Source organism: Promicromonospora sp. NPDC050249, assembly GCF_040656015.1.
Lineage (GTDB): Bacteria > Actinomycetota > Actinomycetes > Actinomycetales > Cellulomonadaceae > Promicromonospora.
This window is the reverse complement of sequence record NZ_JBFAKY010000004.1, coordinates 49,647-75,185: the sequence shown is the minus strand read 5'-3', so window position 1 is coordinate 75,185 and position 25,539 is coordinate 49,647. Positions and strand designations below refer to the sequence as shown.

Here is a 25,539-nt window from a genome sequence, read left to right as displayed (position 1 = left end):
CGCCAATCGGGACAATCTGCCTTGGTGGTCCAGCTTCACCCGCGCCAAATCTTCACAGGTCAAGCATTCACAGGTGCGGGACCACCCGGCGGTCAGCCTTGCGGGCGCAGGGCTATCGCCATCGCCTCGAGCGCGAGCAGCGGGGCGACGTTACCGTCCAGGCGGGTACGGGCAACACCTATCGAGTCCATCCGCCGCACCGTCTGCTCCGGGGTGGAGTCGGCGGCCAGGAGGCGCACCGTCTCCGCCAGCTCGGCGTTCACGAGGTCGACCTCCGCGCCGAGCTGCACCACGAGCACGTCCCGGTACAGGGAGAGCAGGTCCACCATGGCGCGGTCGAGCACGTCGCGCTGATGCCGCGTCGCGCGCCGCTTCTGGTCGTCCTCCAGCTGTTTGAGCTGCGACCGCAGGCGCGGCGGCAGGGTCTCGCCGTCAGCCACGCCCAGGCCACGCATCAGCTCGGCCTTCTCGGCGGCGTCCCGTTCCTGGGTGGCCGACACCGCCTCCGCCTTCGCCACCTCCACGAGCTCGCCCGCGGCGAGCACCGCGTCCCCGACGCCGCGGATGCGCCGCGCGATGCTCAGTACGGCGGTACGCCGCTCGCGCGCCCCGGCGTCGCGGGCCAGCCGCTTCGCGAGGCCGACGTGGCTCTGCGCCGCGCGGGCGGCGCTCAGCGCGACCGCCGGGTCGGCTCCGTCGCGCCGCACCAGCAGGTCGGCCACCGCCTGCGGCGGGGGTACGCGCAGCACCACCGCGCGGCAGCGCGACCGGATGGTCGGCAGCACGTCCTGTACCGACGGCGCGCACAGCACCCATACCGTGTGCGGCGGGGGCTCCTCGATCGTCTTGAGCAGGACGTTCGTGGTGCGCTCCGCCATGCGGTCCGCGTCCTCGATCACGATCACGCGCCATCGCCCGCCGGACGGCGACCGGGACGCGGTCATGATCAGGTCCCGCACCTCGTCGATCGCGATGACCACCTTCTCCGTGGCCAGCAGCGTCACGTCCGGGTGGGTGCCCGCCATGGTCGTGGTGCACGCCTGGCACACGCCACAGCCGCCCTGGAGGCACTGCAGCGCCGCCGCGAAGGCGCGGGCGGCCACCGACCGTCCGGAGCCCGGCGGGCCGGTCACCAGCCACGCGTGCGTCATCGCCGCCGGGTTCGCCACGGCGCTCTGGAGCGCGGCGACCGCGTGCTCCTGCCCGACGACGTCGTCCCACACGGTCATGAGCGGTCCTCGCCGAGGGACTCTGCGACGGCGTCGGCCTCTGCGACGGCTGCTGCCTCGGCGAGGGCGCCCGCCTCGGCGACGACCGGTGTGAGGCCCAGCCGGGCCGAGAGATCCACCCTGATCTGTGCCTGGATGTCGTCGACCGGCAGTGCCGCGTCGAGGATCACCCAGCGCTCCGGGTCCGCGGCCGCCCGCTGGAGGAACGTGTCCCGGACCCGGGTGTGGAACTCGAGACCCGCACGCTCCAGCCGGTCCAGCGCACCCTTGCCGTCGGCCCCTGCGCGCCTGGCCGCCGCCGCCGCGGGCTCCAGGTCGAGCAGGATCGTGATGTCCGGCCGCAGGCCCTTCGCCGCCCACAGGGAGAGGTGCTCCACCTCGTGGCCCGGCAGGTCGCGGCCGCCGGACTGGTAGGCGACGGACGAGTCGAGGTAGCGGTCGGTGATCACCACCGCGCCGCGAGCCAGCGCCGGCCGCACCACCGTCTCCACGTGGTGGGCGCGGTCCGCCGCGTAGATCAGCGCCTCGGCGCGCGCGCCCATGTCCTGGCCGTGCATGACGGCCGCCCGCAGCTCCTTGCCGAGCGCGGTGCCACCGGGCTCGAACGTGAGCACGACCTCGCGGCCGGTCAGGTCGGCCAGCCAGTCGCCGAGGAGGCGGGACTGGGTCGACTTGCCGACGCCCTCGCCGCCCTCGAAGGAGATGAAGTAGCCCGGTTCGTTCACGCGGCAACCCTAACCGCGCCCACCGACACCCACCGGCCGAGGAACGGGTCGGGCCTGCAGGCCGCCGGAGCGACCCGCACGCCCGACCGGTGCTACGTGTTCGAGCTCGACGCCTTCTTGGCGGCCGGCTTCTTGGCCGGGGCCTTCTTCGCCGCCGGCTTCTTGGCCGTGGTCGCCCGCGTGGTGCGCTTCTTGGCCGGGCCCTGGGCGCGCTTCTCCGCGAGCAGCTCGATCGCCCGCTCCGCGGTGACCGACTCCGGTGTGACGTCGCGCGGCAGGGTGCGGTTGGTCTCGCCGTCGGTCACGTATGGGCCGAACCGGCCGTCCTTGACCTGGATCGGCTTGCCGCTGGTGGGGTCGTCCCCGAGCTCGCGCAGCGGCGGGGTGGCCGTCCGCCCGCGCCCCCGCTTGGGCTGCTTGTAGATCTCCAGCGCCTCCTCGAGGGTGACCGTGAACATGGCCTCCTCTGACGGCAGCGTGCGCGAGTCCGTGCCCTTCTTCAGGTACGGGCCGTAGCGGCCGTTCTGCGCGGTGATCTCGTCGCCCGACTCCGGGTCGGTACCCACCACGCGCGGCAGCGACATGAGCTGCAGGGCGTCCTCGAGCGTCACCGAGTCCAGGGCCTGCGTCTTGAGCAGCGACGCGGTCTTCGGCTTGGGCAGGGCGGCCAGCGCGCGCTTCTTCGCCGCGGCCGACAGGTCGGGGTCGAGGTCCGGCTCCGGCATCTGCTCCGTGACGTACGGGCCGTAGCGGCCGTTCTTGGCGATGACCGGGTTGCCGGTCTCGGGGTGCGTGCCGAGCACGCGTCCGTCGTCGGCCCCCGCCGCGAGCAGCTCCCTGGCCTTGGCCACCGTCAGCTCGTCGGGCGCGACGTCGTCGGGCACCGAGGCGCGGGGCGGGGTCTTGCCCTCCTCGACCTCGGCCGCGAGGTCCTCGATGTACGGGCCGTAGCGGCCCACCCGCACGCGGATGCCCTCGCCGATGTCCACGGAGTTGATCGCAGCGGCGTCGATCTCGCCGAGGTTCGCCACGAGCGCGCGCAGACCGCCGCCGTCGCTGTCCACACCGAGCTCGTCGGAGGTGCCGAGGTTGCCGGGCGCCTCACCGAAGTAGAACTCCTTGAGCCACGCGACCCGCTCCCGCGACCCTGCGGCGATCTGGTCGAGGTCGGCCTCCATGGTGGCCGTGAAGTCGTAGTCGACCAGCCGGTCGAAGTGCTCCTCCAGCAGGCGGATCACCGCGAACGCGAGCCACGTCGGCACCAGCGCCTGGCCACGCGTGATCACGTAGCCGCGGTCCTGGATGGTCGAGATCGTCGCGGCGTAGGTGGAGGGGCGGCCGATCCCGCGCTCCTCCAGCGCCTTGACCAGCGACGCCTCCGTGTAGCGCGCGGGCGGCGCCGTGGAGTGGCCGTCGGCGGCGAGGTCGGTACCGACCAGCGCGTCGCCCTCTGACATCGTCGGCAGGCGCGTCTCCTTCGCCGCCGCGGCACCCTCTGCCGCCTCGGTGTCGGCGTCCGCGCTCTCCTCGTAGGCCGCGAGGAACCCGCGGAACGAGATCACCGTGCCCGACGCCGAGAACACCGCCTCGTTGCCGTCCTGCTCGCCGCCCACGACCACCGCACCGAGCCGGACGGACGCCGTCGAGCCCTTCGCGTCGGCCATCTGCGACGCGACGGTGCGCTTCCAGATCAGCTCGTAGAGCCGGAACTGGTCGCCGCTGAGCTCACCGGCCACCTGGGCCGGGGTGCGGAACGAGTCGCCGGCCGGGCGGATCGCCTCGTGCGCCTCCTGGGCGCCCTTCGACTTGGACTGGTAGAGGCGGGGCGCGCCCGGCACGTACTCGGGGCCGTACAGCTCGGCCGCCTGGCGACGCGCGGCGTTCGTGGCCTCCGACGACAGCGACGGGCTGTCGGTACGCATGTAGGTGATGTAGCCGTTCTCGTACAGGCCCTGCGCGGTACGCATCGCCTGGCGCGACGACATCCGCAGCTTGCGGCCCGCCTCCTGCTGCATGGTGGAGGTGGTGAACGGCGCGGCGGGACGGCGCGTGTACGGCTTGGTCTCCAGGCTGCGGACGGAGAAGTCGGCGGCCTGGAGCCCGGAGACGACGGCGGTCGCGGTGGCCTCGTCGAGCTGCACCACGCCCGTACGGACCTTGAGCCGCCCGCGGTCGTCGAAGTCGCGACCCGAGGCGACCTTGGCGCCGGCGAGCTGGGTGAGCCGGGCGCGGAAGGAGGGCTGGCCGGAGGCCGCGCCGTCGTCGTCCGAGACCGCGAAGGTGCCCGCCACGTCCCAGTAGTCAGCCGAGACGAACGCCATCCGCTCGCGTTCCCGCTCGACGACCAGACGCGTCGCCACCGACTGCACACGGCCTGCGGAGAGACCCTGGCGCACCTTGCGCCACAGCACCGGCGACACCTCGTAGCCGTACAGGCGGTCGAGGATGCGCCGGGTCTCCTGGGCGTCCACGAGGTCCTGGTCGAGCTCCCGGGTGTTCTCCAGGGCGCGGAGGATCGCGTCGCGGGTGATCTCGTGGAACACCATGCGCTTGACGGGGACCTTGGGCTTGAGCTCCTGGATCAGGTGCCAGGCGATGGCCTCGCCCTCGCGGTCCTCATCGGTCGCGAGGAAGAGCTCGTCGGCGTCCTTCAGAGCCTTCTTGAGCTCGCTGACCTTCTTCTTCTTGTCCGCGTGGACCACGTAGTACGGGTCGAACCCGTTGTCCACGTCGACCGAGAACTTGCCGTACGGCCCCTTCTTCATCTCCGCCGGCAGGTCCTTGGGCTGCGGGAGGTCGCGAATATGCCCGACGCTGGCTTCGACCTCGTAGTCGTCGCCGAGGTAGCTCTGGATCTTTCGAGCCTTCGTGGGCGACTCCACGATCACGAGCTTGCGTGCCTGGGACATCCGGTCCTGCCTGCTTCCTGCGGGGTCTGGGGGAGGGCGTCGAGCGCCGTTGGAGAGTTCACGGTACGCCAGACACAACGGCTCGCACCCTATCCGGGCCGACAGCCGGTTGCCCGGCAGTCCCGCATGACCGTGGTGATTTTCACCCGTGGCGTGATGGACGACGTGATCAGGACGTGATGAACCGGGGGGCGTTACATCGGACACATCGTCTCCGCGGCAGGCTCCCCTACGGTGGGGACCATGACGGACCAGACCCTCCCGCTGCCCGGTCATCGGGACGAGAGCAGCACCAACTACGCGGGTCCCCGGATACCGCGGCGCCGGCCCCGGCTCGCACCCCGTATCGCCGCCGCGGTCGTGGCGGTGGTCGCGCTCTGGGCCGTGTGGGCGACGTGGGACACGTTCGTCGCGTCGCCCGGTGGCCAGCGCGCGGACCAGCTCGCGCTCGAGGGAGCTGCCCGCGGCCAGAACACCCTCTGGGAGCTCGCCGAACCGGTGCTCGGAGTGGTGTCGAACTCGTTCATCGGCCTGGGCCTGGCGGCCGCCGTGGTCCTCGCGCTGGCCCGCGGCCGCTGGTGGCTCGCCGTGCAGGTCGCGATCCTGGTGGGCGGGTCGAACCTCACCACGCAGGTGCTCAAGCAGGCGGTGCTCGACAGGCCCGCGCTGCTCGACGTCCCGCGAGCGGACATCAACACCCTGCCCAGCGGGCACACGACGGTAGCTGCGTCCATCGCGGTGGGGCTGCTCATCGCCGTCCCCCGGCGCTGGCGGCCGGTGGTGGCGGTGGCCGGAGCGGCCTACACGGCGGCCACCGGCGTGTCGACGCTGGTCGGCCAGTGGCACCGACCCTCCGACGTCGTCGCCGCCATCCTCGTGGTGCTCGCCTGGGGCGCCGGGGTGTGCGCGCTGAGCTCGCCGTCGTCCCTCGACGCACCGCAGGACGGTCCCCAACCCGGGACGTCCGGCGCTGCCGCACTGCTGCTGCTCGGCGCGGCCGGCACCGGAGTGCTCACGGTCGGTGCCCTGGGCAGCGTGCGGGGCTCGGGCTGGGGTCTGCCGCTGGGTGGGGACCTGACCGCCTACATGGGCGGGATGCTCGGTGTGGTGGCGGTGACGCTCGGCGCGTTCGCGCTGCTGCTCCTCGTGCGGCAGTCGACGGCGCGCCCGTAACGCCGGTCCGCGAGGTAGACCCGACCGTCGAAGTAGAGCGCCTGTCCGAGTCTCCCTGGCATCACCAGGGAGACTCGGACAGGTCTACTTCGACAGTCGGGCGTCAGGCCATCAAGGCGTCGAGTACCCGCCCGTGTACGAGCCCGAGCCGGAGTACGAGAGCACGCGCCAGCGGTAGGTGCCCGCCGTGCCCGAGTAGCTCACGCTCTCGTCAGGGGCCGAGGTGATGCCCTGGGCGACGTTCGACCACGTGCTGCCAGAGAGCTTCTGCAGGTAGAGGTCGAAGTCGACACCGCTGGGGCCGTCGAGGCAGCCCGTGATGGTGCCGGCCGAGGACGAGAAGCCGCTGCTGCTCGGCTTGTAGGTGGAGGCGCCGCTGCTCAGCGAACCGCTGAACGCCGTCTCCTGGCCGGCGCAGCCCGGGGGCGGCGTCGTGCCGCCGCCACCGGTGAGCAGCGTCACGCTCGCGGCGCTGAGCGCCTCGTTCACCGGCTGGAAGTACGTGGTGCCGCCGGAGGAGCAGTTGCCGTTGCCGCCTGACGTCATGCCCTGGGCCTGCGTGCCGGCGAGCAGCGAACCGCCCGAGTCACCCGGCTCCGCGCACACGTTGGTACGGATGAGGCCGGACACGCTGCCCTCCGCGTAGTTCACCGTGGCGTTGAACGCCTGGATCGTGCCGCAGTGCCAGCCGGTGGTGGAGCCCGAACGGCAGACGGACGCGCCGACGGCGGCCTGGGACGAGCCGGCGACGTTGACGGTGCCACCGCTGTAGTTGTTGACCGCCCCGATCGGGGTGTCGTCGGAGCCGACGTTCACGTACGCGTAGTCGTTGCCCGGGAACGAGGACACCTGGAAGGTGCCGCTCGGCTGGGTGGTGGTGGCGCCGCGCGAACCGCAGTGTCCGGCGGTGACGAAGCCACCGGTGACCGAGAAGCCGACCGAGCAGCGTCCGCCGCCGATGTAGTAGGCGTTGCCGCCGATCACGTTGATGAGGGTGCGAGGCATCGCGGCGACCTCGACCACGGAGACGGAGCCCGCGGAGAGACCTGTCCGCGCGACGGCGGCGGCGACGGCGCCCTTCGAGCCCTTCGCGACCTCCATGACCACGGAGTTGGACTCGACGTCCACGTAGGCAGCGGCGACCTTGGCGTCCGGAGCCGCCTGGTACGCCTTGGTCGCCAGCCGCTCGAGCTGGCTCAGCGACTTGTCGACGGTGACTGCGTTGGCACCGGCGGCACGGACCTCGGCGGCTCCTGCCTTGTCGGTGACGGCGACGAACAGCTCGCTGCCGTCCACCCACGCCCCGGCGTAGCCCTTGTCGAGGGACTTGATGATGGCGTGGTGCTTGTCGGACAGCGCCTTGTCGATCTTGATGCGGTCCACCGCCTGCGCGGTGGTGAGGCCGAGGTCGCGCTCCATTGCGGCGACCATGCCGGGGGCGTAGCCGGCAACCTCAGGCTTGTCGGAACCGGCGGCAGTGCCTGCGGTAGCAGCGGTGATGCTGGCGGCGAGGAGCGTCGCAGCGGCTGTAGCCACGGTGATCGCTCTGAAGGATGTGCGTCTCATGTCCAGCGACTCCTTGTCGTCGGGGCAATGAATTCACCCAGTGCGGCAAAGCGTAGGGTCGCTTCCAGGAAACTCCCAGATACCGATTAGGACATATCGGAGCAATATGCGGGCATGCCGGGGGGCAGGTAGGGCTTTCCCTACCTGCCCCCCGGACCACCGACCGAGGTGCGCCCAGCGCCCCCGGGTCAGCGGGTCACGAGCGAGACACCCGCCGCGCCCAGCGCCTCACCCACGGGGTTGAAGTACGTCGTGCCGCCGGAGGAGCAGTTGCCCGAACCGCCGGACGTCATGCCCTGGGCCTGCGAGCCGGCCAGCAGCGAGCCGCCCGAGTCGCCGGGCTCGGCGCACACGTTCGTGCGGATCAGACCGGTGACGCTGCCCTGGGAGTAGTTGACGGTGGCGTTGAGCGCCTGGATGGTGCCGCAGTGCCAGCCGGTCGTGGAGCCCGAGCGGCAGACGGTGGAGCCGACGGCCGCCGCGGACGAGCCCGAGACGTTCACGGTGCCGCCGCTGTAGTTGTTGACGGCACCGACCGGGGTGTCGTCCGAACCGGTGTTCACGTACGCGTAGTCGTTGCCCGGGAACGAGGACACCTGGAAGGTGCCGCTCGGCTGGCTGGTCGTGGCACCGCGCGACCCGCAGTGACCCGCGGTGACGAAGCCGCCGGTGGCCGCGAAGCCGACCGAGCAGCGGGAGCCGCCGATGAAGTAGGCGTTGCCCCCGACCACGTTGATCAGCGTCTTGGGCCGCTCCGCGGCCGTCGACAGCGAGACGGCGGAGGCGGGAACGCCCGCCTCGGCGACCGCGGCAGTGACGTCAGCCTTGGCGCCGCGGACGACGTCGATGACGATCTCGTTGGTCTCCACGTCCACGTAGTACGAGGTCACGTCGGACGTGGACAGCGCGCCGTCGAGGTCCTCAGTCCAGGTGTCGAGCGCCGCGAGCGAGTTCTCCACGGCCACCGGGGTCGCCCCGGCCGCCCGTACCGCTGCGGCGTCGGCGGTGTCGGTCACCGCGACGTGCAGCTCGTCGGTGCCCTCGACCCACGCGCCGGCGTAGGACGACGCACCCAGCGTCCTCTCCAGGCTCCGCTGCGTTCCCGCCAGGGCCTCCTGTGCCTTGAGCTGCGCCACGGCCTCGGCGGTGCTCAGGTCGAGGTCGCGCTCCATGGCCGCGACCATGCCCGGGGCGTACTGCGCCGCGGCGGCCTCGGTGTCCGGCTGGGCGGCGGCGACGGCGACGGCGTTGATGGTGCCCGCGAAGAGGCCCACGGTGGCGGTTGCCACGGCGAGACCCCGGAGGGAAGTACGACTCATCTCAGCGACTCCTTGTGTCGGAGAGCAGGTGAAACCACCACCTGAGGGCGACTATTCACCCGTGCGCTCAACCTAGGAGCAGTTGGACTTCACGTACAGATCACACTCAGGTCATACATATTTCATATGGAGGGCAATCCGGTCAGCCGCATCGCTGTCGGCCGAGCCTGCGGTTCCGCTCCAGGCGCGTGCCTCGCATCTCGGCCCGCACCCTGCGCTGCACCTCCGGCTCAGCCGAGCATCCCGTACATCGCCAGCCACTGTTCGTACTGCGGGCTGCGCCGCACGGCGTCCCGGTGCGCGCGGTGCGCGGCACCCTCGACGGCCTCCAGGTCCACGCGCAGGTCGGCGTCGTGCCGCCAGCCCAGGTAGTGGGTGCGCCGCAGGGGCGCTCCGGTGAGCGGTACCGTCACCACGCCCGGCGGGTCCAGCTGCCCGGGCTCGACGAGCGCGACGGCGCGCCCGGCCCGCACCTGGTCGACGGCTGTGGTCCACTCCGCCTCGCCCATGCCACGCGGCGTGAACCCTGCGCGCACGCATGCCGACACGAAGCACTCCTCGAGGCAGCCGTGCGACGGCACGCAGAGCCACTGCTCCTCGGACAGCTCGGCGAGCGAGACCTCGGGCTTGCCCGCGTACGGGTGGTGCTCGTCGATGAGGACGAACATCGGGTCGGTGCAGACCCGGGTCCACGTGACCTCGCCGGCGGACGGCGGTGAGACGTCCGCGCACATCCCGACCAGCCCGACGTCGATGGTGCCGCGCGCGAGCCGGGACGCCACGTCGTCAGCGAGATGGGGCATGGCCGTGGTGACCTGGGCACCGGGTATGGCGATGTGCAGCTGGTTCACGAAGAGGCCGCCCAGCGCGGTGCCGGTGATGCCGACCCGGACCGTCTCACCCTTTGCCACGTCGCCGTTGACGAGGCGCTCGGCATCGTCGGCGAGCGCCGACATCGCCGGGAGCAGCACGCGAGCGTGCCGCAGTATCAGCTCACCGAGCTCGGTCGGTCGCGCGCCGAAACGGTCGCGGACGAACACGTTCCCGCCCAGCGACCGGTCGATGCGGTTGAGCTGCGCAGTCAACGCCGGCTGCGCGATGCCGAGAGCAGCGGCCGCCTTTGTGACGCTGCCCGACTCGGCAACAGCGACGACCATCCTCAAGTGCCGCATGTCGAGTTCCACACGGTGGAAAATATCTGTCAAAGCACCAGATGTCTCTGTTCTGAACAAAATTTATCGGTGCGCGCGACCGGAAGTTACGTCCGCGAAACGGATGGTGCACCTCCTGCAGGGGAGATGATGGTTTTCTTGCGTCATTCTGCAAGGAAACCGTCACGGACCAGACGACGGACCGCCGGGAGGAGCTCTGCGGCAAGGTCGTCGGAGGGGACGTCGAACAGCGACGCGAGCGCACCGACGATCTGCCCCACCGACAGCTCCCCGTCGCACGCCCCCACCAGCGCGGCGAGCGGGCTCGACGCCTGCACGCCACGCCCCAGGCCGTCCCCCTGCCGCAGGATGACGATGTTCGGGTCGGCGGCGCCGGGCGTCAGGTAGCGCTCCTCCGTGATGTCGGCGGCCGTGACCAGGTGCGACGCCGCGAGTGCCGCGTCGTCGCGCGCCGCGAGCCAGTCATGGCCCGCGAGGCTGCGGGCGATGTGCGCGCCGAGCGGCTGCCGGACCGAGCCCGTGTGCTCCTCCAGGCGCCGTAGCGTGGCCGGTCCGGACAGCGGCCGGCGAAGGGTCACCAGCCCGAAGCCGACCGCCTCGACGTCCCGGGACTCGAAGTCGTCGAGCCACGCGCCGTAGGCGGCCGCCCAGGCGTCCGGCTCACGGTCGGCAGTGGTGCCGCCGTCCCGGATCCAGGTCTCGGCGTACTCGGCGGGGTCGAGGACCTCGCGCTGGATGATCCAGCCGTCCAGCCCTGCAGCGGAGAGCCATGCGCCGACCCGTTCGGTCCACGGCTCGCCCCGGCGGTGCTCCCAGTTGCCGAGGAGCTGCGCGGTGCCACCCGGCGCGAGCACGTCGCCCACCCCGAGGATCAGGTCCCGCACCAGGTCGTCGCCCGCCCTGCCGCCGTCGCGGTACTCGTAGTCGCCGAGCGCGTCGGCGACCGCCCGGCCCGGCGCCCCGGCATGCGGTGTGATCACGAACGGCGGGTTGGAGACGACGAGGTCGAACTGCTCCCCCGCCACCGGCTCCAGCATCGACCCGTGCCGCAGCTCCAGCTCAGTCCCCGCACGGGTGTTCAGCGCGGCGTTGAACGCCGCGAAGGCCAGCGCCCGCCGGGAGATGTCCGTCGCCACCACGTGCTGCGCGTGCCGCGCCGCGTGCAGGGCCTGGATACCGCAGCCGGTGCCCAGGTCCAGCACCCTGCCCGTCGAGCCGCGCACGGTCACCTGCGCCAGCGTGAGGGAGGCGCCGCCGGCGCCCAGCACGTGGTCCGTGGCCAGGCGTCCGCCGGTGACGAGCTCGCCGAGGTCCGAGGCGAGCCACCAGCTCGCGTCGCCGAACGCGTCCACCGAGGAGTAGGGGCGCAGGTCCACGACGGCGCGCACCTCGTCGTCCTCCCCCGTGCCCTGCGCGGCGACCAGGCCGAGGCGCTCCGCACCCGCGGTCCCCGTCCCGGGCAGCGCCCGATCGAGCGCCGCGCGCGGCACCACGCCGCCCAGGAGGAACAGGCCGACGAGGGTCGCCAGCGGGTCGGGGCGCGACGACGACGGGGCTCTCGTCGCGGCGGCCAGCGCCCGGCGGGCAGGCAGGGACTGCTCGCGGTGCAGCGCCGCGGCGGCGACCGGACCCAGCAGACGTTCGACACCGTCCACGTCGTAGTCGGAGGCGACCAGGTCGTCACGGAGGGAGTCGACGAGGGCGCGGTCGGTCACGGGAGGCAGCACGGACCTATCCTGCCCGCAGTCGCCCGCCCGTCACCACGCGGGAGGCCTACCCGCGGCAGTTGGAGGCCACGAACTCCTGCACGCGCTGGGACGCCGCAACCATCGCCTCGGTGTCGAGCTCCTGCTGCGCGCCGCCCACGGCATCGCTCACCGCGGGGCCGTCGGTCGCCTTCACCTTCTCGATGTTGTTGGCGACCGTCGAGTAGTACGTGAAGGCGATCGCCCAGTCGCCCGCGATCGCCTCGGGTGGGGTCACGCCCTGCAGGGCGTTGCGGGCGTTGATGAATCCCTTGCGCAGGGTCTCGGGCTGGTCCTCGACCATCGCCGACTGCGCGTTGGCGGCCTGTGTCCACGCCATCTGCGTCTGGGCGCACGACGCGGCGTCCGCCGTGGAGAGGCCCTCGTCGTCCCCCTGGAGCTGGGTCATCCCCCAGCCCGTGCCGAGGCCCAGCGCGGCGGCGGTCACTCCTGCGAGCACCAGCACGAGCGTCTTGTCCAGCAGCTTGGGCAGACCCCGGCTCAGGGTTCGCCTGATCCGCTTCTGCTGCGCGGTATCAGGGGCCGACAGGCGGCCCTTGGGGCGCTGCTTGCCCGCCTTGCGCGACTCGGCCTTCCGGGAGTCGCTCTTCCGGGACTTGTGCGGCTCCGGCTCGCTCGGCCCGGCAGGCGTGTCGTCGAGCTCGGGCACGTCGGGACGGTGCACGGAGCCGACCTCGTCCGGCAGCTCCTCGACCTGGTAGTCGTCGTCCTCGGCTACCAGGTCCTGGTCCAACGTGCCGTGGTTCGACGGGGCAGGACTCAGCGGGAAGCCGCCGGCCGGGGTGGGCGCGGACTCGGACTTCGGCGCACCCTTCGTGCCGGACTTCGCGCCCTTGCCCTTCGACCGCGACTTGACGGCCTTACCAGTCTTGCCACCGGCGTTCTTGCCGCGGCCACGCGTGACGGCAGGCTCTGCGGCCGCTACGGAACCCCACGGGTTGGCGTCGCCGTCGCTCTCGCCGTCCGCGATGACGGGCGCGGGCACGTGTCCCCAGGGGGAGCCTGTCGTCTCGTCGACAGGGTCCGGCACCACCGGGGCGCCCGCGCCCGCGGCGCTGCCCCAGGGGCTCGGTGCGGGCTCGCTCTCCGCGAGGCTCTCGGCCCACTCGAGGGCGCTGGCCCCAGGGGCGGCCTCTCCGGCCGCGAGGCTCTCCGCCCAGGTGAGCGCATTCGATGCGGGGGGACCACCAGCGCGAGACGCAGCACGACCACCCCGCGAACCCTTGCGCCGTGTCGCACTCATAGCCGCGCACTTTACCCGCTTGCGCCACCGGCGCAGGAGGGGCAATCGTGTGATACGTGGCGAACTGGGGGTGAAGTTGCTACAGGTTCAGGTAGTTGATGCTCGACCAGAACACCACGACGATGACCGCGACGATTCCGATCGCGAGCGACAGGAGTCCCCAGTTGCGCGCGCGGCGCGACGCTTTCCTGGACTTGTCGTGCTCCTGAGCCTTCCACAGGGCATTCACGCGCAGCGCACTCACCAGAGCGACCAGACCCGTCGGCGGGAAGCAGAAGATTGTCACCAGGACGGCGAACACGAGATAGGTCCGCGGCGGATACTGCAGCTGCGCGGGGTACGTGTGGACGTTGACGTGCACCGGCGAACGCGACCCGCCCGGGACCGCGGGCGGCAGGGCGGAGCTGCTCATGAACGTCTCCCTCTTCTGTGTAAAGGGAGAACTTAGTCCAATTTCGGCGATTTGTTGAATGTGCTGGTCAGCCGGGTATTTTGCGCAGTACCTCACGATAGAAATGCACGCCGCGGCCCAGGGAATCAACGCTCAGATGCTCGCCCACGCCGTGGATCGACTGCCGCTGAGCGCGCGACAGAACGAACGGGCTGAACCGATAGACGTGGTCGCTGATGGGGGTGAAGGTGCGCGAGTCGGAGGCCGTGAGCAGCACGTAGGGCACCACCACCGCGTCGGGATACGACGCGCCGATCGCCTCGCTGAGCAGAGCGAACTGCTGGCTGTCCGTCGGCGAGACCTCGCTGGGCTCGCTGCTCCGCACCACCTCGAGCACGACCTTCTTGTCCCCGATGATCCGGCGGAGCCGTGCAACCGTCCGGTCCACCGTCTCGCCGAGCGCCACACGCACGTCCAGGCGAGCACGAGCGGACGACGCCGCCACGTTCGCCCCCGCGCTGCCCTGGAGCTCGGTGACCGCGACGGTCGTGCGGGCAAGGGCCGCGGCCTCTGGACCGCCTCCGGCGAGCAGCCAGGCGGCGACCTTGCGCAGAGGCCCGGAGGCCAGCCTGGTCGCCAGCTTGAGGCCCAGCCCCTTCCCGCCGTCCACGCCGGGCGCGATGCGTGCCAGCATCTCCGCCGTCGGGGCGTTGATCTTCGCGGCGAAACGACGCCGGGTGACCCGCGTGACCGCACGGGCGAGACGCACCGTGGCCGACTGCGTGCCGGGCACCGCGGAGTGCCCGCCGACGTCGGAGGTGTACAGGTTGACGCCGACGAAGCCCTTCTCCGCGACACCCACCATCGCTGCCTGCCGGCTCAGCCCAGGGAAGGCGTCCGTCACGACGCCACCGCCCTCGTCGATCACCAGCCAGGGGCGCACGCCGAGCTCGTACAGGCGCCGGACGGCGATCTGCGCGGACTCGCCCGCCGTCTCCTGGTCCGCGCCGAAGAACAGCCAGATGTCCCGCTCGGGCACGAAGCCGTCGCCGAGCAGCGTCTCGACGGCGTCGAGCAGCGCCACGAGCCCGCCCTTGTCGTCGAGCGTGCCGCGGCCGTGCACCAGTCCGTCCCTGATCTCGCCGGAGAACGGGTTGGTCGGCCAGTCCGCGGCCCGGACAGGCGCGACGTCCTGGTGGGCCATGAGCACAACGGGGAACGGGTGCAGCACGTCCTGCCGCCCGCGGCCCGGCCACCGGTAGAGCAGCCCGTGATCGCCCGCCGGCTCGCTCTGCAGGGCGTGCACGCGGGGATAGAACGCGGCCAGCGCCGCCCGGTGCCTGGCGAACGACTCGTGGTCGGCGTACTGCGGGTCCCACGACGAGACGGTGGGGATCTGCACGAGCGAGGACAGGTGCGCCGCCGCGATGTGCCCTGCCGAAGCGTGCCGCTCGCCGTAGGGCTCGGAGGAGCCGAAGGCGGACGAGCCCTTCCGGTCGCCGAGCGCGGCGTCCGGGGCGGCCGGCTGCTCGGCGAGCGGCTGCGCCGTCGGCTCGCCGGACGCCTCGCGGGCGGCCTGTGTCCGGCGCCCGTCGGGCGTCGTGGACGCGGGCCGCGCGAGCGAGCTGTCCGGGCGCGTCGCCGACAGCGGGGCCGGGGACGCCACCCTGCGCGGCTCGGCGGTGGACCCGGACCTCGGCCCGGGCGCCGGGTCGGCGGTCGGTTCGGCGGACGGTGCCGCAGCCGGCTGGACTGCCGCCTTGGCGATCATTTCGGCCGTGACCTGAGGTATGGCCTCGGTCGGGTCGATATCGGCGCTCACGGGACCTTCTCCTGCTCTGGGTCTCCCACGACGGGGGCTCCTGCGTCGGGGCTCTCGTCGGCGCCCGCGGACCGCGGAGCGTTCGGGAGCACAACACCGCAGACGATAGCGGTAGCACCCGGTTTTCCCCATACCTCCGGTAATGCTGGACGGCCCAGCAACCCCACGTCGGGGGTGCTCACCGCGCAGTGGTCACCGTGCCGCCCAGTGGATGGCCGTCGCCGCCTGGCTCAGGCCGCCCCGAGGATGGGTACGGAAGAAGACCGAGGTGCCGAACACGAACGCCCGCGCATGCCCCACTTTGCCGGATACGGCGGCAGCCTGCCCGATGACGGAGCCCCGCCCGTCCGGTTCCCTCGTCAGGGGCCAGTACCCGGCCCGGAGGTCGCCGTAGGCCAGCTCCGTGGTCGTCCCCTCGTCCAGGTCGGTGAACCAGACGGCGGGGTAGACGAAGCCGTGGTCCTGCGCATGGTCGTCCAGCACCTCGCCAGGGGTGCTGGTGGCGATGATGCCGTTGCTCGCCGGGTCGCCGGTCCTCGCAGTGCCGCTGACCAGCCCGTACGCCTCCGCGGCCGCGAACGCACCCGCCCCGCGCCCGACGATGGCGCCGTCGTCGTGCAGCCAGGAGAGGACGTGTGCGTGGCCTGCGGAACCCACCGGCAGGTCCAGGGACGAACCGACCCACAGCACGTCGGCGTCCTCGAGCCCGGTGGGGTCGCCGTTGGCCGCGCGCGCCTCGATCCGGGCCGCCGAGACCGGCACCAGGTCGTCGAACCCGAGCGCCAGGAGCGACATCCGGTCGTCCTGGTTGCCCGCGTACGCGACGGTCAGGTCCTCGCCGCGCCCGCCCGCGACGTACTCGGCGCGCGAGACGGTCACGAAGGAGATGCCGTACCGGTCCGCGACGTCGCGTGCGGCGCGCAGCCCACGCGGTCCGACGGCGGCACGCCCGTCCGCCGTCAGCCGCACGGTCACGCCCTGCCCCAGGAGGTCGTTCAGGGCACGGTGGTCCTCCACGCCTGCCACGTCGAAGGCGACGTACCTCGCCCCGTCCGGGACGGTCCCGCGCGGAGCGTCTCGGCGAACCGGTGCGGTCCGTCCGACCGGGCCGTCGGTGGTGACGCCCACGCGATCCACCGTCGCACCCCAGAGGTAGGCGGGCGACCACGCGGAGACGTCGTACATGGCCGGTACGTCGCCCGAGACGTCGGAGCCGAGCGCGAGCAGCGCGTTCGCGAGCCCGCGCAGCGGCTGGTGCAGGTCCACCACGTAGGAGCCGGCCGGATAGGTGGTGCCCGCGACGCGCGTGGAGGCGGTCAGCCGCTCCACCTCGACGCCGTGGAACAGGAGCGCGTCCACCAGGTCCTCGGCGTCCGACGTCGACCGCTGGCCGGAGCCGACCGGGATCACGTAGGCGCGCGGGAGGCGCACCGCGCCCTGGTCGTCGGCCCCGTCCCAGAGCTGCTTCCACTCGTCCGGCCCGGGGACCGCGCCGATGTTCTCGGCTGTCAGCGCGACCTTGGGGGCGCCGGCCAGCCCACGACGGAACATCTCTGCCTGGTCGGCGAGCATCGAGTCCGAGCTGGTGTGGACGTAGTCGATCATCGATCGCATGACGGTGGCCGCCACCTCGGTGTTCACCGCCGTGGCCGCCCGCGCGCCGGTGCGGCCCGTCGGGTCGAGCGGCAGCTCGACCGTGCTGGACACGGCGCCGTGGAAGAGTGCGTACTGCGCGGTGAAGACAGGCGGGTAGTCGTCCCAGCCCGACGGCGTGTCCCGGTACGGGATCTTGATCGCCCCCGTGTTCCCGGCAACGACCTCCCCCGTGTCCCGGTCGTAGTAGGTGTTGCCCTCGATCTCCGCCGCGACGATGTCGTCCTCCACCTGGCGGGCCATCGCGTAGGCGTGCGGGAGGAAGAGGTCGTACTCGTAGTTCTCGCCGTGCGGCGGGCCGGCCGGCTCGACCTGGAGCACGTCGGTGTAGCCGTGGAAGTCCCCGGCGAACAGCGGCTGCACCGCCTGCGCCGTGCGCACGTACGAGCGTGCCTCCGGCGTGGCGAGCGTGACCATGTCGCGGTTGGCGTCGAGACCGAGGGACGTCGAGCGCGTCGCATGCGTACGGCCGTCGGGGTTGAGCGTGAGGCTGAACACGAGCCGGTGGTGCTCCAGCATCCTCCGCGTGGCGGCGTCGTCCGCCGTGGCGAGGCGTTCGACGACCCGCAGCGCGGCGTCGGTGCCCTCCCACTCGTCACCGTGGATGTTCGCGCTGATCCAGATGGGCGTCTTGTAGCCCGCCCGCAGCGCACGGTTCCGCAGGGCCTCGCGCGGCTGCTCCCTGATCTCCTCGCGCCACGCGGTCTGCCGGGCCGTCTCCGACCGGCGCTCGGGCGCCGTCACGGTGACGAGGTAGAGGTCGCGCCCCTCCGTCGACCTGCCCACCACCTGCGTGGAGACCCGGTCGCTCCGCTCCATCAGCCTGGTCAGGTGGGGCGCGAGGTCCGCATGGCTGACGGTGCCGTTCAGCTCGGTGGCATCCGCGGCGTCCGGCGGATAGACGCGCAGCTCCGGCTGGTACGGGTAGGACGCCGGCATGCGCAGCGGGTTGCCGCCCCGAGCCGGCAGCGGCGCAAGCAGATCGGCCGGACGGTCCTCGGAGGCCGCCGTCGGACCGGCCAGGACGTTGGCCTCGATGCCCCGGCCGAGCCCCGCCGTGGCCACCCCGGTGGCCGCACGCCCGTCCACGAGCGCGCCGGAGGGCTGGGCGGCGGCGGGTGCGGTCAGCGAGCCGGCCACCAGTGCGGCTCCGGCCAGGGCGGCGCCCGTGATGATCGCGAGCGGACGAGTACGAACGAGCAAGAGGTGCCTCCCCAGCGGCAAGTCGGCCAATTCTGGCCCACGGCCCGGGCAAACTGGAACAAAAAGACAAAATCCGCTACGCGGTTCCCCCCGGCCCTGCGGACAACACCGCTCAGAATGCCGTTGACCTGGTGGTCGTCCGGCGGTGCACTGTGGCGATGAGCACCGAGCGATGGACCTCCGCAACTGTCTACCCCGACATGTGGGCAGATCCGGACGACGACCCGCGCGAAGCGCTGGCGAATCCGGTCGGGGAGAAGGAAACCCTCTGGAACTATCTCAAGCACTACCGGATCACGCTGGAGATGAAGTGCGAGGGGCTCGACGTGGAGCAGCTCGCGCGGCGCTCGGTGCCGCCGTCGACCCTCTCGCTCCTCGGGCTCGTGCGACACCTGGCGCATGTCGAGCAGAGCTGGTTCCAGCGGATCCTGCAGGACCAGCCGGACCTGCCGAAGCTGTTCGGCAAGTCCCCGGAGAACCCGGACGCGGACTTCGACGACGTCGTGGCGGACCCGGCGATGGTGGAGGACGCCTGGGCCACCTGGCGGCGGGAGGTGCAGGCGGCCGACGTCTGGCTGGCGGCGCTGCCCGACGACGACCTGGGCCGAACGGTGCTGCGCGGCGACGACGTGATACCGGTCCGTGACGTGCTGGTCCACATGGTCGAGGAGTACGCCCGCCACGTGGGCCACGCGGACCTGCTGCGCGAGTGCATAGACGGCCGGGTGGGCCAGTAGCGAGGTTCGCGACGTAGAGCGCCTGTCCGCGTCTCCCGGCTTCACCCGGGGAGACGCGGACAGTCGCTCTACGTCGCGAACCTCGCTACTTCGGCGTCAGACGACCGCATCCTGTTCCGCGCGGTCCTGCTCTGCCTGCTGTGCGGCGTCCACCCGGCTGGCCCGCATGCGGGACCAGATGACGGCGCCGAAGGCCACGGCCGCCGCCACGAGGGCGATGCCGATCCGGAGCGCGTGGTTGGCGTCCGCGGGGACGCTCATCGCCACGACCGCAGGGGCGATCAGCAGCGCGACCAGGTTCATCACCTTGATCAGCGGGTTGATCGCCGGGCCGGCGGTGTCCTTGAACGGGTCGCCGACGGTGTCGCCGATGACCGTCGCGGCGTGGGCGTCGGAACCCTTGCCGCCGTACTTGCCGTCCTCGACGATCTTCTTCGCGTTGTCCCAGGCGCCGCCCGAGTTCGCCAGGAAGATCGCCATGAGGACACCCGTGCCGATCGCGCCGGCGAGGAATCCGGCCAGCGGCCCGACACCGAGGCCGAAGCCGACGGCGATGGGCGCGAACGCCGCCAGCAGACCCGGCGTGATGAGCTCGCGCAGCGAGTCCCGGGTGCAGATGTCGACGACCTTGGCGTAGTCGGGGCGCTCCTCGTACGTCATGATGCCCGGGTGGTCGCGGAACTGGCGGCGCACCTCGAACACGATGGCGCCGGCGGCGCGGGTGACGGCGTCGACCGCGAGCCCGGAGAAGAGGAACACGGTGGCCCCGCCGAGGATCACGCCGACGAGGGTGACCGGCGAGATGATGTCGTAGCTGAGCATCGAGGTCACCAGCCCGGTGCCGACGTTGCCGACCTGCGCGAGCGCGTGGGACACGGCGTCGGCGTAGGAGCCGAACAGCGCGGTGGCGGCGAGCACCGCCGTGGCGATCGCGATGCCCTTGGTGATCGCCTTGGTGGTGTTGCCGACGGCGTCCAGGTCGGTGAGGATCTGCGCGCCCTCCTCGTCGACGTCACCCGACATCTCGGCGATGCCCTGCGCGTTGTCGCTGACCGGGCCGAACGTGTCCATGGCGACGATGACGCCGACAGTGGTGAGCAGGCCGCAGCCCGCCAGCGCGACCAGGAACAGCGCGAGCGGCACCGAGCCGCCGGCCAGCAGGAAGACGCCGCAGATCGCGGCGGCGATGATGCCGGCCGTGTAGACGGCGGACTCGAAGCCCACGCCGATACCGGAGAGGACGACGGTCGCCGCTCCCGTCCGGGAGGTCGCTGCCACGTGCAGCGTCGGCTTCTTGTCGGTGCCGGTGAAGTAGCCGGTCACCCAGAGGATGACGCCGGCGAGGACAACACCGATGAGCACGGCGAGCGCGGACACGACGCGCGGGTCGGCGGTCACGTCGGAGAGGTCCGCGGTACCGGTCATCTGGCCGAACGACGACGGCAGGTAGGCGAAGGCGGCGATACCGGCCAGCACCGCGCCGACGATCGCGGAGATGTAGAACCCGCGGTTGATCGCGGCGAGGCCGCTCTCGGACCCGCGGACCCGGGTGATGAAGACGCCGAGCAGCGCGACGAACGCGCCGATCGCCGTGACGATCAGGGGGAACACGAGGCCCTGCTCGCCCATGGCGGCCTTGCCGAGGATGAGGGCGGCCACGAGGGTCACCGCGTAGGACTCGAAGAGGTCGGCCGCCATGCCTGCGCAGTCGCCGACGTTGTCGCCCACGTTGTCCGCGATGGTGGCGGCGTTGCGGGGGTCGTCCTCCGGGATGCCCTGCTCGACCTTGCCGACCAGGTCGGCGCCGACGTCGGCCGCCTTGGTGAAGATGCCACCGCCCACGCGCATGAACATGGCGAGCAGCGCGGCACCGAAACCGAAGCCCTCGAGGACGGCCGGGGCGTCCACGTCGTAGACGAGCACGACGAGCGCGGCGCCGAGCAGGCCGAGGCCCACCACGGACATGCCGACGACGCCGCCGGTGCGGAAGGCGATGCGGGCGCCCTCGGCCCGGCCGCCCGGACGGGTAGCGGCAGCCGCGACGCGGACGTTCGCCCGCACCGCCAGCCACATGCCCAGATAGCCGATCGCGGCGGAGAACCCGGCGCCGAACACGAACGCGACGGAGCGCCCGATCCGGATGCCGCTGTCCCCTGGCAGCAGGAAGAGCAGTCCGAACACGACCACCGCGAACAGCACGAGGGTGCGGAACTGCCGCTTCAGGTAGGCGGATGCGCCCTCCTGCACGGCCTGGCCGATGTCCTGCATCTTCGCGGTTCCATCAGGTGCGGCGAGCACCTGGCGACGCAGCACGAACGCGCACACGAGAGCGAGTACCGCGATGAGGGCGATCACCGCCACCGTGGTGTAGCTCCCCGCGCCGAAAACAATGCCGTCTTCGAGCCCCATTCGTCCTCCTCGACGAGCTCCGGGGAAGTCCCCCAGAAAGTGTGTTGCCCTGTACGGGGTTGACCCGTACAAGGCCTATGCATCCCGCCAGCGACGTCGATGGCGGGAAGAAGCCAGAGTCTACCCACATGTGACGCCAGTCACTATGTCTACAGGAACGCCTAGCGCAGCCCCGCACCGGTGGTGAGCTCGCGGATCTCCTGGAGCAGCCGCGCGGCGTCGGTGAGGTCCGCCAGCACGACGTCGGCGCCCGCCTCGACGAGCCGGTCCGTCGACGTCGTGCCGGACGCCACGGCGATCACGCGCGCGCCGCCCTCGAGGCCGGTGCGCACGTCCTCCAGGGAGTCCCCGACGATCACCGTGTTGCCGACGTCGAACACGCTGCCGTACCGCTCACCCGCGCGGCCCTGCGCGACCGCCACGAGGGCCGGCCGGTGCGCGTCGTCGGACGAGAATCCGCCCACCGCGGCGTCCACGTACCGGTCCATGCCGAAGACCCGCAGCTTGATCAGGGCGTTCGCCTCGAGATTGCCCGTCAGGACGGTGGACACGAGGTCGGGCTCTGCCGCGACCGCCTTGAGCGCCTGCATGGCCCCCGGCAGGACGGAGCCGAGGTTCCGGACGTCCTCCGTGTGCGCCGCGAAGCGCAGGGGCACCGCCTCGAGCATCCGCGGCAGCAGGGCCTCCACCTCGTGGGCGCTGACCCCGTTGTCCGCCAGGAGGCCGCGGATCGCCAGCGGCATCGTCACTCCTGTGCCCTTCGCCGGGAGGCGTTCGGCGGGTCGACCCACGACCTCGGCGAACGCCTCCCGGTATGCGGTCCGGTCCACCTCCCCGACGTAGACGAGCGTCCGATCGATGTCCCAGAGCACCAGGGCCCTGGCATCACCGCCGGAGGTGACCGGTGTGGTCACGGCGCGAGTGCCACGATCCGCTCGGTCAGCACCCGGGCGTTCACCCCGGACCGGCGCGACGAACCGCCGCGACGGAGGTCCGCCGACAGGTCGCGCAGGTGCTCCCGCAGCCGCGCGGACTGCACGGTCTCCGCGATGCTCACCGCCTCGTCACCGGTGGCGCACGCGGCGTCGAGGTCGCCCGCCCTGGCGTGCGCCTGAGCCGCCCGGCTCAGGAACAGCCCGTGCGTGCGGCGCTCCCCCGCACGCTCGGCCTGGATCGCGTGCCCGAAGCTCTCGACCGCACGCGCCGTGTTGCCGAGCGCCAGGTGCGCCGAGCCGGACTGCCCGTGGATCTCGCCCTCGTTCATCCAGTACAGCCAGTGCGGGTCGTCCTCGCCGCGTCCGCGGGCGCACAGCTCCGAGGCCTCGCCGAGGGCACGGCGTGCCGCCTCGCCCTCGCCGGCCGCGGCATGACCGCGGGCCTGCCTCGTCAGCAGCGTGGCGGCCAGGTGAGGCGCGTCGAGGCGAGCGATCCGACGCCGGCCGGCCTCCGCGGCGCGGACCGCGTCGCGCGGGTCGCCGCTGGAGTAGCCGTGGATCGCGAGGTAGGACAGCGCACCCGCGCCGAGCCGGTCGTCGGCGGCGGCGTGCGCGGCGCGCAGACCGGCCAGCATGTAGGCGCGTGCCGTGTCCGTGCGGCCGGCGTCGAAGGCGAACCAGCCGGCCTGCGTCGCGGTGTCCGCGGCGACGGCGGCGAGCTTGCGGCCCGTGACCTCGTCGTACGTGCTGCGCTCCAGGACGCGGACCACCAGGGCGAGGTGGGCGCGGGCCAGGTCGGCCACCGCCCCGCTGCCCGAGCCCTTGTCCATGACGCGCAGCTCGTCGAGCGTGCCCTGCAGGTGGCCGCAGAGCTCGAGCGAGACGCGGGTGCCCGTGGTCGCGCGGCGCAGCGGCTCGGCCTGCTCGACGTCCCAGCTCTGGATCATCGAGTTCAGCGCGATGCCGGACGCCGGTCGCGGCGTGTCGGTCCCGGCGGCGTCGCTCATCGCCGTGGCCGAGACGGGGCCGTTGGCGTCCGTCGGCAGCCAGTCCGCCGTGTTGTCGGCGACGTGCGCGAGGCGGAGTGCGGTGAGCATCCGGTCCGCCGTCCACGGCAGCACCGGGTCAGGGGCCGTCGGTGTGACCTGCTCCGGCGCCGCTACGGCCTGGCCGGACGCGGCGGGGCGTGCGGCAGCTGCGGCGTCGGGCAGCGGGCTGATCCCCGGGAGGGGGAGCCGGACCAGGTCCGGTGGCGTGCCCAGGCCCGTGAGGAACTGGACGACGCGGGAGACGTCGGTGAGGCGGCGGTCACCGCACTCGAGCATCGACAGGTAGGACTGGCTCAACCCGGTCAGAGCCGCCACGTCCTCCTGACGGAGCGGGACCAGCTGCCGCACCATGCGGCTGACCTGCCCGAAGTCCCAGTCCGCGAGGGCTGACCGGACGGCTTCGTCCTGCCAGACCCGCGTCGGCACGCTGGGCAGTGAGACCACGGGCACTGACTCGGTGCGCCTGCACGCGGCACAGCGAGCTTCGGAGTTGTAGCGGCTGAGTACACAACCACATCGGGCACAAGTGCGAACGGTGGCACGAGGCAACGGGGGCTCCTGGGGTCCGGCATTTCTCTTTTGCCGAGGTTACGGCTCGGATGACCACAGTGGTATCACCCCCCTGAGGTCACTGCATCCGGACGGTACTAGGTATTTTCTTCCAGACCGACGGCCAACTTGGAGCGTACGTTTTCGCAGGTCAGCCGGGATCTTTTTTGGACAAACGTCCAACTAGTGCCCGAATTACGTAAATTGTAGACCCGGACAGAACCAACGAAACATGCATAAGCCCAGGTCACTCCGATTAACCACGCTAGCGGCCCGTTCCGGGAGGATTCGACGTTTCAGCGTGCGAGAACAGCCTCCATCGCACGGGCGAGGTACCACGGATCGACGACGGCGGTGAGCTCGCGTGCCGAGTGCATCGATAAAATTGCTACCCCGATGTCCACAGTTCGGATGCCCAGACGCGTCGCGGAGATCGGTCCGATCGTCGAACCGCACGGCAGCACGTTGTTGGAGACGAACTCCTGGGTGGGCACCCCCGCCGTCGCGCAGGCCACGCTCCAGGCCGCCGCGCCGTGCGCGTCGGTCGCATAGCGCTGGTTCGCGTTGATCTTGAGGATCGGGCCGCCGCCCGCCACCGGGCGGTTGGCCGGGTCGTGCCGCTCGGCGTAGTTGGGGTGCACCGCGTGCCCGACGTCGGACGACACGTGCAGCGACGCCGCGAACGCCCGTGCCCGGTCCTCCGCCGTGGCGCCAAGGGCTGCCGAGATCCGGACCAGCACCTCCTCGAGGAAGGGGCCGGCCGCACCGGACCGGGACTCGCTCCCTATCTCCTCGTGGTCGAATCCCGCGAACACCTGGATCGACCCCTCGGCATCGCCGGTCGCCCCGAGCAGTGCCGTCAGCCCCGCGTGGGTGGAGAGCAGGTTGTCCAACCGCGCCGACGCGAACAGCACCTCGCCCGCACCGAAGGCACGGGCCGGCTGCGTATCGGCCAGCACCACGTCGTAGCCGCCGATGTCGGCCGGGTCGACGCCGGCGTCCGCCGCGAGCGCCGCGAGGACGTCCGCGCTCTCCGCGTCGCCAAGACCCCAGACGGGCTGTGTGTGGCGTTGCTTGTCCAGCGTGAGGCCGTTGTCGTTGACGCCGCGGTCCAGGTGGATGGCGAGCTGCGGGATGCGCAGCATCGGGCCGGTGCGTACGAGGTGCTCGGTGCCGTCGTGGGTGACGATGCGCCCGGCCAGCTCGAGCTCACGGTCGAGCCAGGAGTTGAGCAGCGGCCCGCCGTACACCTCGACGCCCACCTGCCACCAGCCGCCTGCGCCGTGCGTCGTCGGCTTGGGCTTGAGCTTGAAGCCCGTGGAGTCGGTGTGCGCGCCCACGATGGTGAACGGGGTGGTGGGGCCGGCGCCGTCGGGCACGGTGAAGGCGATGACCGAGCCGTCACGGACCACTACATAGCGTCCGCCGTGGGTCACTGCCCAGGCGGCGTCCTCCGCCAGGCGGGTGAAGCCCGCCGCCTCCGCGCGCCGGGCCACCTCCTGTGCCGCGTGGTAGGACGACGGCGAAGCGGCCACGAAGGTGCCGAGGTCTTCGGCGTGGGCGCGGGCTGCGTCCGGGACCACTGAGGGCTGGATGGGGTCGACGGACCGGGAACGGGTTGTCTGGGCAGTCACCGAGCCATTATGTCGCCTCACCGTTCGGGCCTTGATTGCCGGTCAGGCCGGTCGG

Annotated in this window: 17 protein-coding genes; 2 read left to right on the top strand and 15 right to left on the bottom strand. The window is 71.8% G+C overall.

Going from position 1 to position 25,539, the window contains the following annotated elements:
- Positions 1-92: 92 nt before the first annotated feature.
- The 3 genes from AB0I32_RS04355 to topA form a co-directional block, all read right to left on the bottom strand.
- A complete protein-coding gene (locus AB0I32_RS04355) occupies positions 93-1,229 on the bottom strand; it encodes a DNA polymerase III subunit delta' (RefSeq protein WP_357503248.1) in 1,137 nt (378 codons plus the stop codon).
- The gene (gene tmk / locus AB0I32_RS04350) at positions 1,226-1,954 is read right to left on the bottom strand and encodes a dTMP kinase (RefSeq protein ID WP_357503246.1); all 729 of its coding nucleotides are present in this window, start codon (positions 1,952-1,954) and stop codon (positions 1,226-1,228) included. Before tmk ends, AB0I32_RS04355 begins: the two co-directional genes overlap by 4 nt.
- A gap of 92 nt (positions 1,955-2,046) precedes the next feature.
- A complete protein-coding gene (gene topA, locus AB0I32_RS04345; protein WP_357503244.1) occupies positions 2,047-4,863 on the bottom strand; it encodes a type I DNA topoisomerase in 2,817 nt (938 codons plus the stop codon).
- Between the two features lie 243 nt (positions 4,864-5,106).
- Between topA and AB0I32_RS04340 the strand changes: the two genes are divergently transcribed.
- Positions 5,107-6,036, top strand: coding sequence for a phosphatase PAP2 family protein (locus AB0I32_RS04340; RefSeq protein ID WP_357503242.1), 930 nt, complete (start codon positions 5,107-5,109; stop codon positions 6,034-6,036).
- A 111-nt stretch (positions 6,037-6,147) separates the two neighbouring features.
- On the opposite strand, the gene AB0I32_RS04335 is transcribed toward AB0I32_RS04340, so the two are convergent.
- The 8 genes from AB0I32_RS04335 to AB0I32_RS04300 form a co-directional block, all read right to left on the bottom strand.
- Complete coding sequence (locus AB0I32_RS04335) at positions 6,148-7,602, bottom strand: S1 family peptidase (protein ID WP_357503240.1); 1,455 nt, start codon at positions 7,600-7,602, stop codon at positions 6,148-6,150.
- A 188-nt stretch (positions 7,603-7,790) separates the two neighbouring features.
- The gene (locus tag AB0I32_RS04330; RefSeq protein ID WP_357503239.1) at positions 7,791-8,921 is read right to left on the bottom strand and encodes a S1 family peptidase; all 1,131 of its coding nucleotides are present in this window, start codon (positions 8,919-8,921) and stop codon (positions 7,791-7,793) included.
- Between the two features lie 230 nt (positions 8,922-9,151).
- The gene (locus tag AB0I32_RS04325; protein ID WP_357503237.1) at positions 9,152-10,093 is read right to left on the bottom strand and encodes a LysR family transcriptional regulator; all 942 of its coding nucleotides are present in this window, start codon (positions 10,091-10,093) and stop codon (positions 9,152-9,154) included.
- A gap of 143 nt (positions 10,094-10,236) precedes the next feature.
- Positions 10,237-11,820, bottom strand: coding sequence for a methyltransferase (locus tag AB0I32_RS04320; RefSeq protein ID WP_357503235.1), 1,584 nt, complete (start codon positions 11,818-11,820; stop codon positions 10,237-10,239).
- Between the two features lie 46 nt (positions 11,821-11,866).
- On the bottom strand, positions 11,867-13,102 hold the full coding sequence (locus AB0I32_RS04315) for a hypothetical protein (RefSeq protein ID WP_357503233.1): 1,236 nt from the start codon (positions 13,100-13,102) through the stop codon (positions 11,867-11,869).
- Between the two features lie 79 nt (positions 13,103-13,181).
- Positions 13,182-13,514, bottom strand: a complete 333-nt coding sequence (locus AB0I32_RS04310; protein ID WP_357451046.1) for a CD225/dispanin family protein — start codon at positions 13,512-13,514, stop codon at positions 13,182-13,184.
- 67 nt (positions 13,515-13,581) lie between these two features.
- Complete coding sequence (locus AB0I32_RS04305; protein WP_357503231.1) at positions 13,582-15,315, bottom strand: M20/M25/M40 family metallo-hydrolase; 1,734 nt, start codon at positions 15,313-15,315, stop codon at positions 13,582-13,584.
- 192 nt (positions 15,316-15,507) lie between these two features.
- On the bottom strand, positions 15,508-18,171 hold the full coding sequence (locus AB0I32_RS04300) for a M14 family zinc carboxypeptidase (protein WP_357503229.1): 2,664 nt from the start codon (positions 18,169-18,171) through the stop codon (positions 15,508-15,510).
- Between the two features lie 158 nt (positions 18,172-18,329).
- Between AB0I32_RS04300 and AB0I32_RS04295 the strand changes: the two genes are divergently transcribed.
- On the top strand, positions 18,330-18,908 hold the full coding sequence (locus tag AB0I32_RS04295) for a DinB family protein (protein WP_357503227.1): 579 nt from the start codon (positions 18,330-18,332) through the stop codon (positions 18,906-18,908).
- Between the two features lie 96 nt (positions 18,909-19,004).
- Here the strand turns inward: AB0I32_RS04295 and AB0I32_RS04290 are convergent, their stop codons facing one another.
- From AB0I32_RS04290 to AB0I32_RS04275, 4 genes are all read right to left on the bottom strand, one after another.
- A complete protein-coding gene (locus AB0I32_RS04290; RefSeq protein WP_357503225.1) occupies positions 19,005-21,317 on the bottom strand; it encodes a sodium-translocating pyrophosphatase in 2,313 nt (770 codons plus the stop codon).
- A 161-nt stretch (positions 21,318-21,478) separates the two neighbouring features.
- On the bottom strand, positions 21,479-22,231 hold the full coding sequence (locus AB0I32_RS04285; RefSeq protein WP_357503223.1) for an HAD hydrolase-like protein: 753 nt from the start codon (positions 22,229-22,231) through the stop codon (positions 21,479-21,481).
- Positions 22,228-23,745: a helix-turn-helix transcriptional regulator gene (locus AB0I32_RS04280; protein ID WP_357503221.1), complete on the bottom strand. Its 1,518-nt coding sequence runs from the start codon at positions 23,743-23,745 to the stop codon at positions 22,228-22,230. The genes AB0I32_RS04285 and AB0I32_RS04280 overlap by 4 nt, the downstream gene beginning before the upstream one ends.
- 401 nt (positions 23,746-24,146) lie before the next feature.
- A complete protein-coding gene (locus AB0I32_RS04275) occupies positions 24,147-25,445 on the bottom strand; it encodes a M18 family aminopeptidase (RefSeq protein WP_357503517.1) in 1,299 nt (432 codons plus the stop codon).
- Between the last annotated feature and the right edge of the window lie 94 nt (positions 25,446-25,539).

What these genes read in the sequence shown, in the direction of transcription:
- AB0I32_RS04355 (WP_357503248.1), bottom strand. Translation starts at nt 1,229, where the DNA reads ATGACCGTGTGGGACGACGTCGTCGGGCAGGAGCACGCGGTCGCCGCG.
- AB0I32_RS04295 (WP_357503227.1), top strand. Translation starts at nt 18,330, where the DNA reads ATGAGCACCGAGCGATGGACCTCCGCAACTGTCTACCCCGACATGTGG.
- AB0I32_RS04315 (WP_357503233.1), bottom strand. Translation starts at nt 13,102, where the DNA reads ATGAGTGCGACACGGCGCAAGGGTTCGCGGGGTGGTCGTGCTGCGTCT.
- AB0I32_RS04330 (WP_357503239.1), bottom strand. Translation starts at nt 8,921, where the DNA reads ATGAGTCGTACTTCCCTCCGGGGTCTCGCCGTGGCAACCGCCACCGTG.
- topA (WP_357503244.1), bottom strand. Translation starts at nt 4,863, where the DNA reads ATGTCCCAGGCACGCAAGCTCGTGATCGTGGAGTCGCCCACGAAGGCT.
- AB0I32_RS04310 (WP_357451046.1), bottom strand. Translation starts at nt 13,514, where the DNA reads ATGAGCAGCTCCGCCCTGCCGCCCGCGGTCCCGGGCGGGTCGCGTTCG.
- AB0I32_RS04340 (WP_357503242.1), top strand. Translation starts at nt 5,107, where the DNA reads ATGACGGACCAGACCCTCCCGCTGCCCGGTCATCGGGACGAGAGCAGC.
- AB0I32_RS04325 (WP_357503237.1), bottom strand. Translation starts at nt 10,093, where the DNA reads ATGCGGCACTTGAGGATGGTCGTCGCTGTTGCCGAGTCGGGCAGCGTC.
- AB0I32_RS04290 (WP_357503225.1), bottom strand. Translation starts at nt 21,317, where the DNA reads ATGGGGCTCGAAGACGGCATTGTTTTCGGCGCGGGGAGCTACACCACG.
- AB0I32_RS04335 (WP_357503240.1), bottom strand. Translation starts at nt 7,602, where the DNA reads ATGAGACGCACATCCTTCAGAGCGATCACCGTGGCTACAGCCGCTGCG.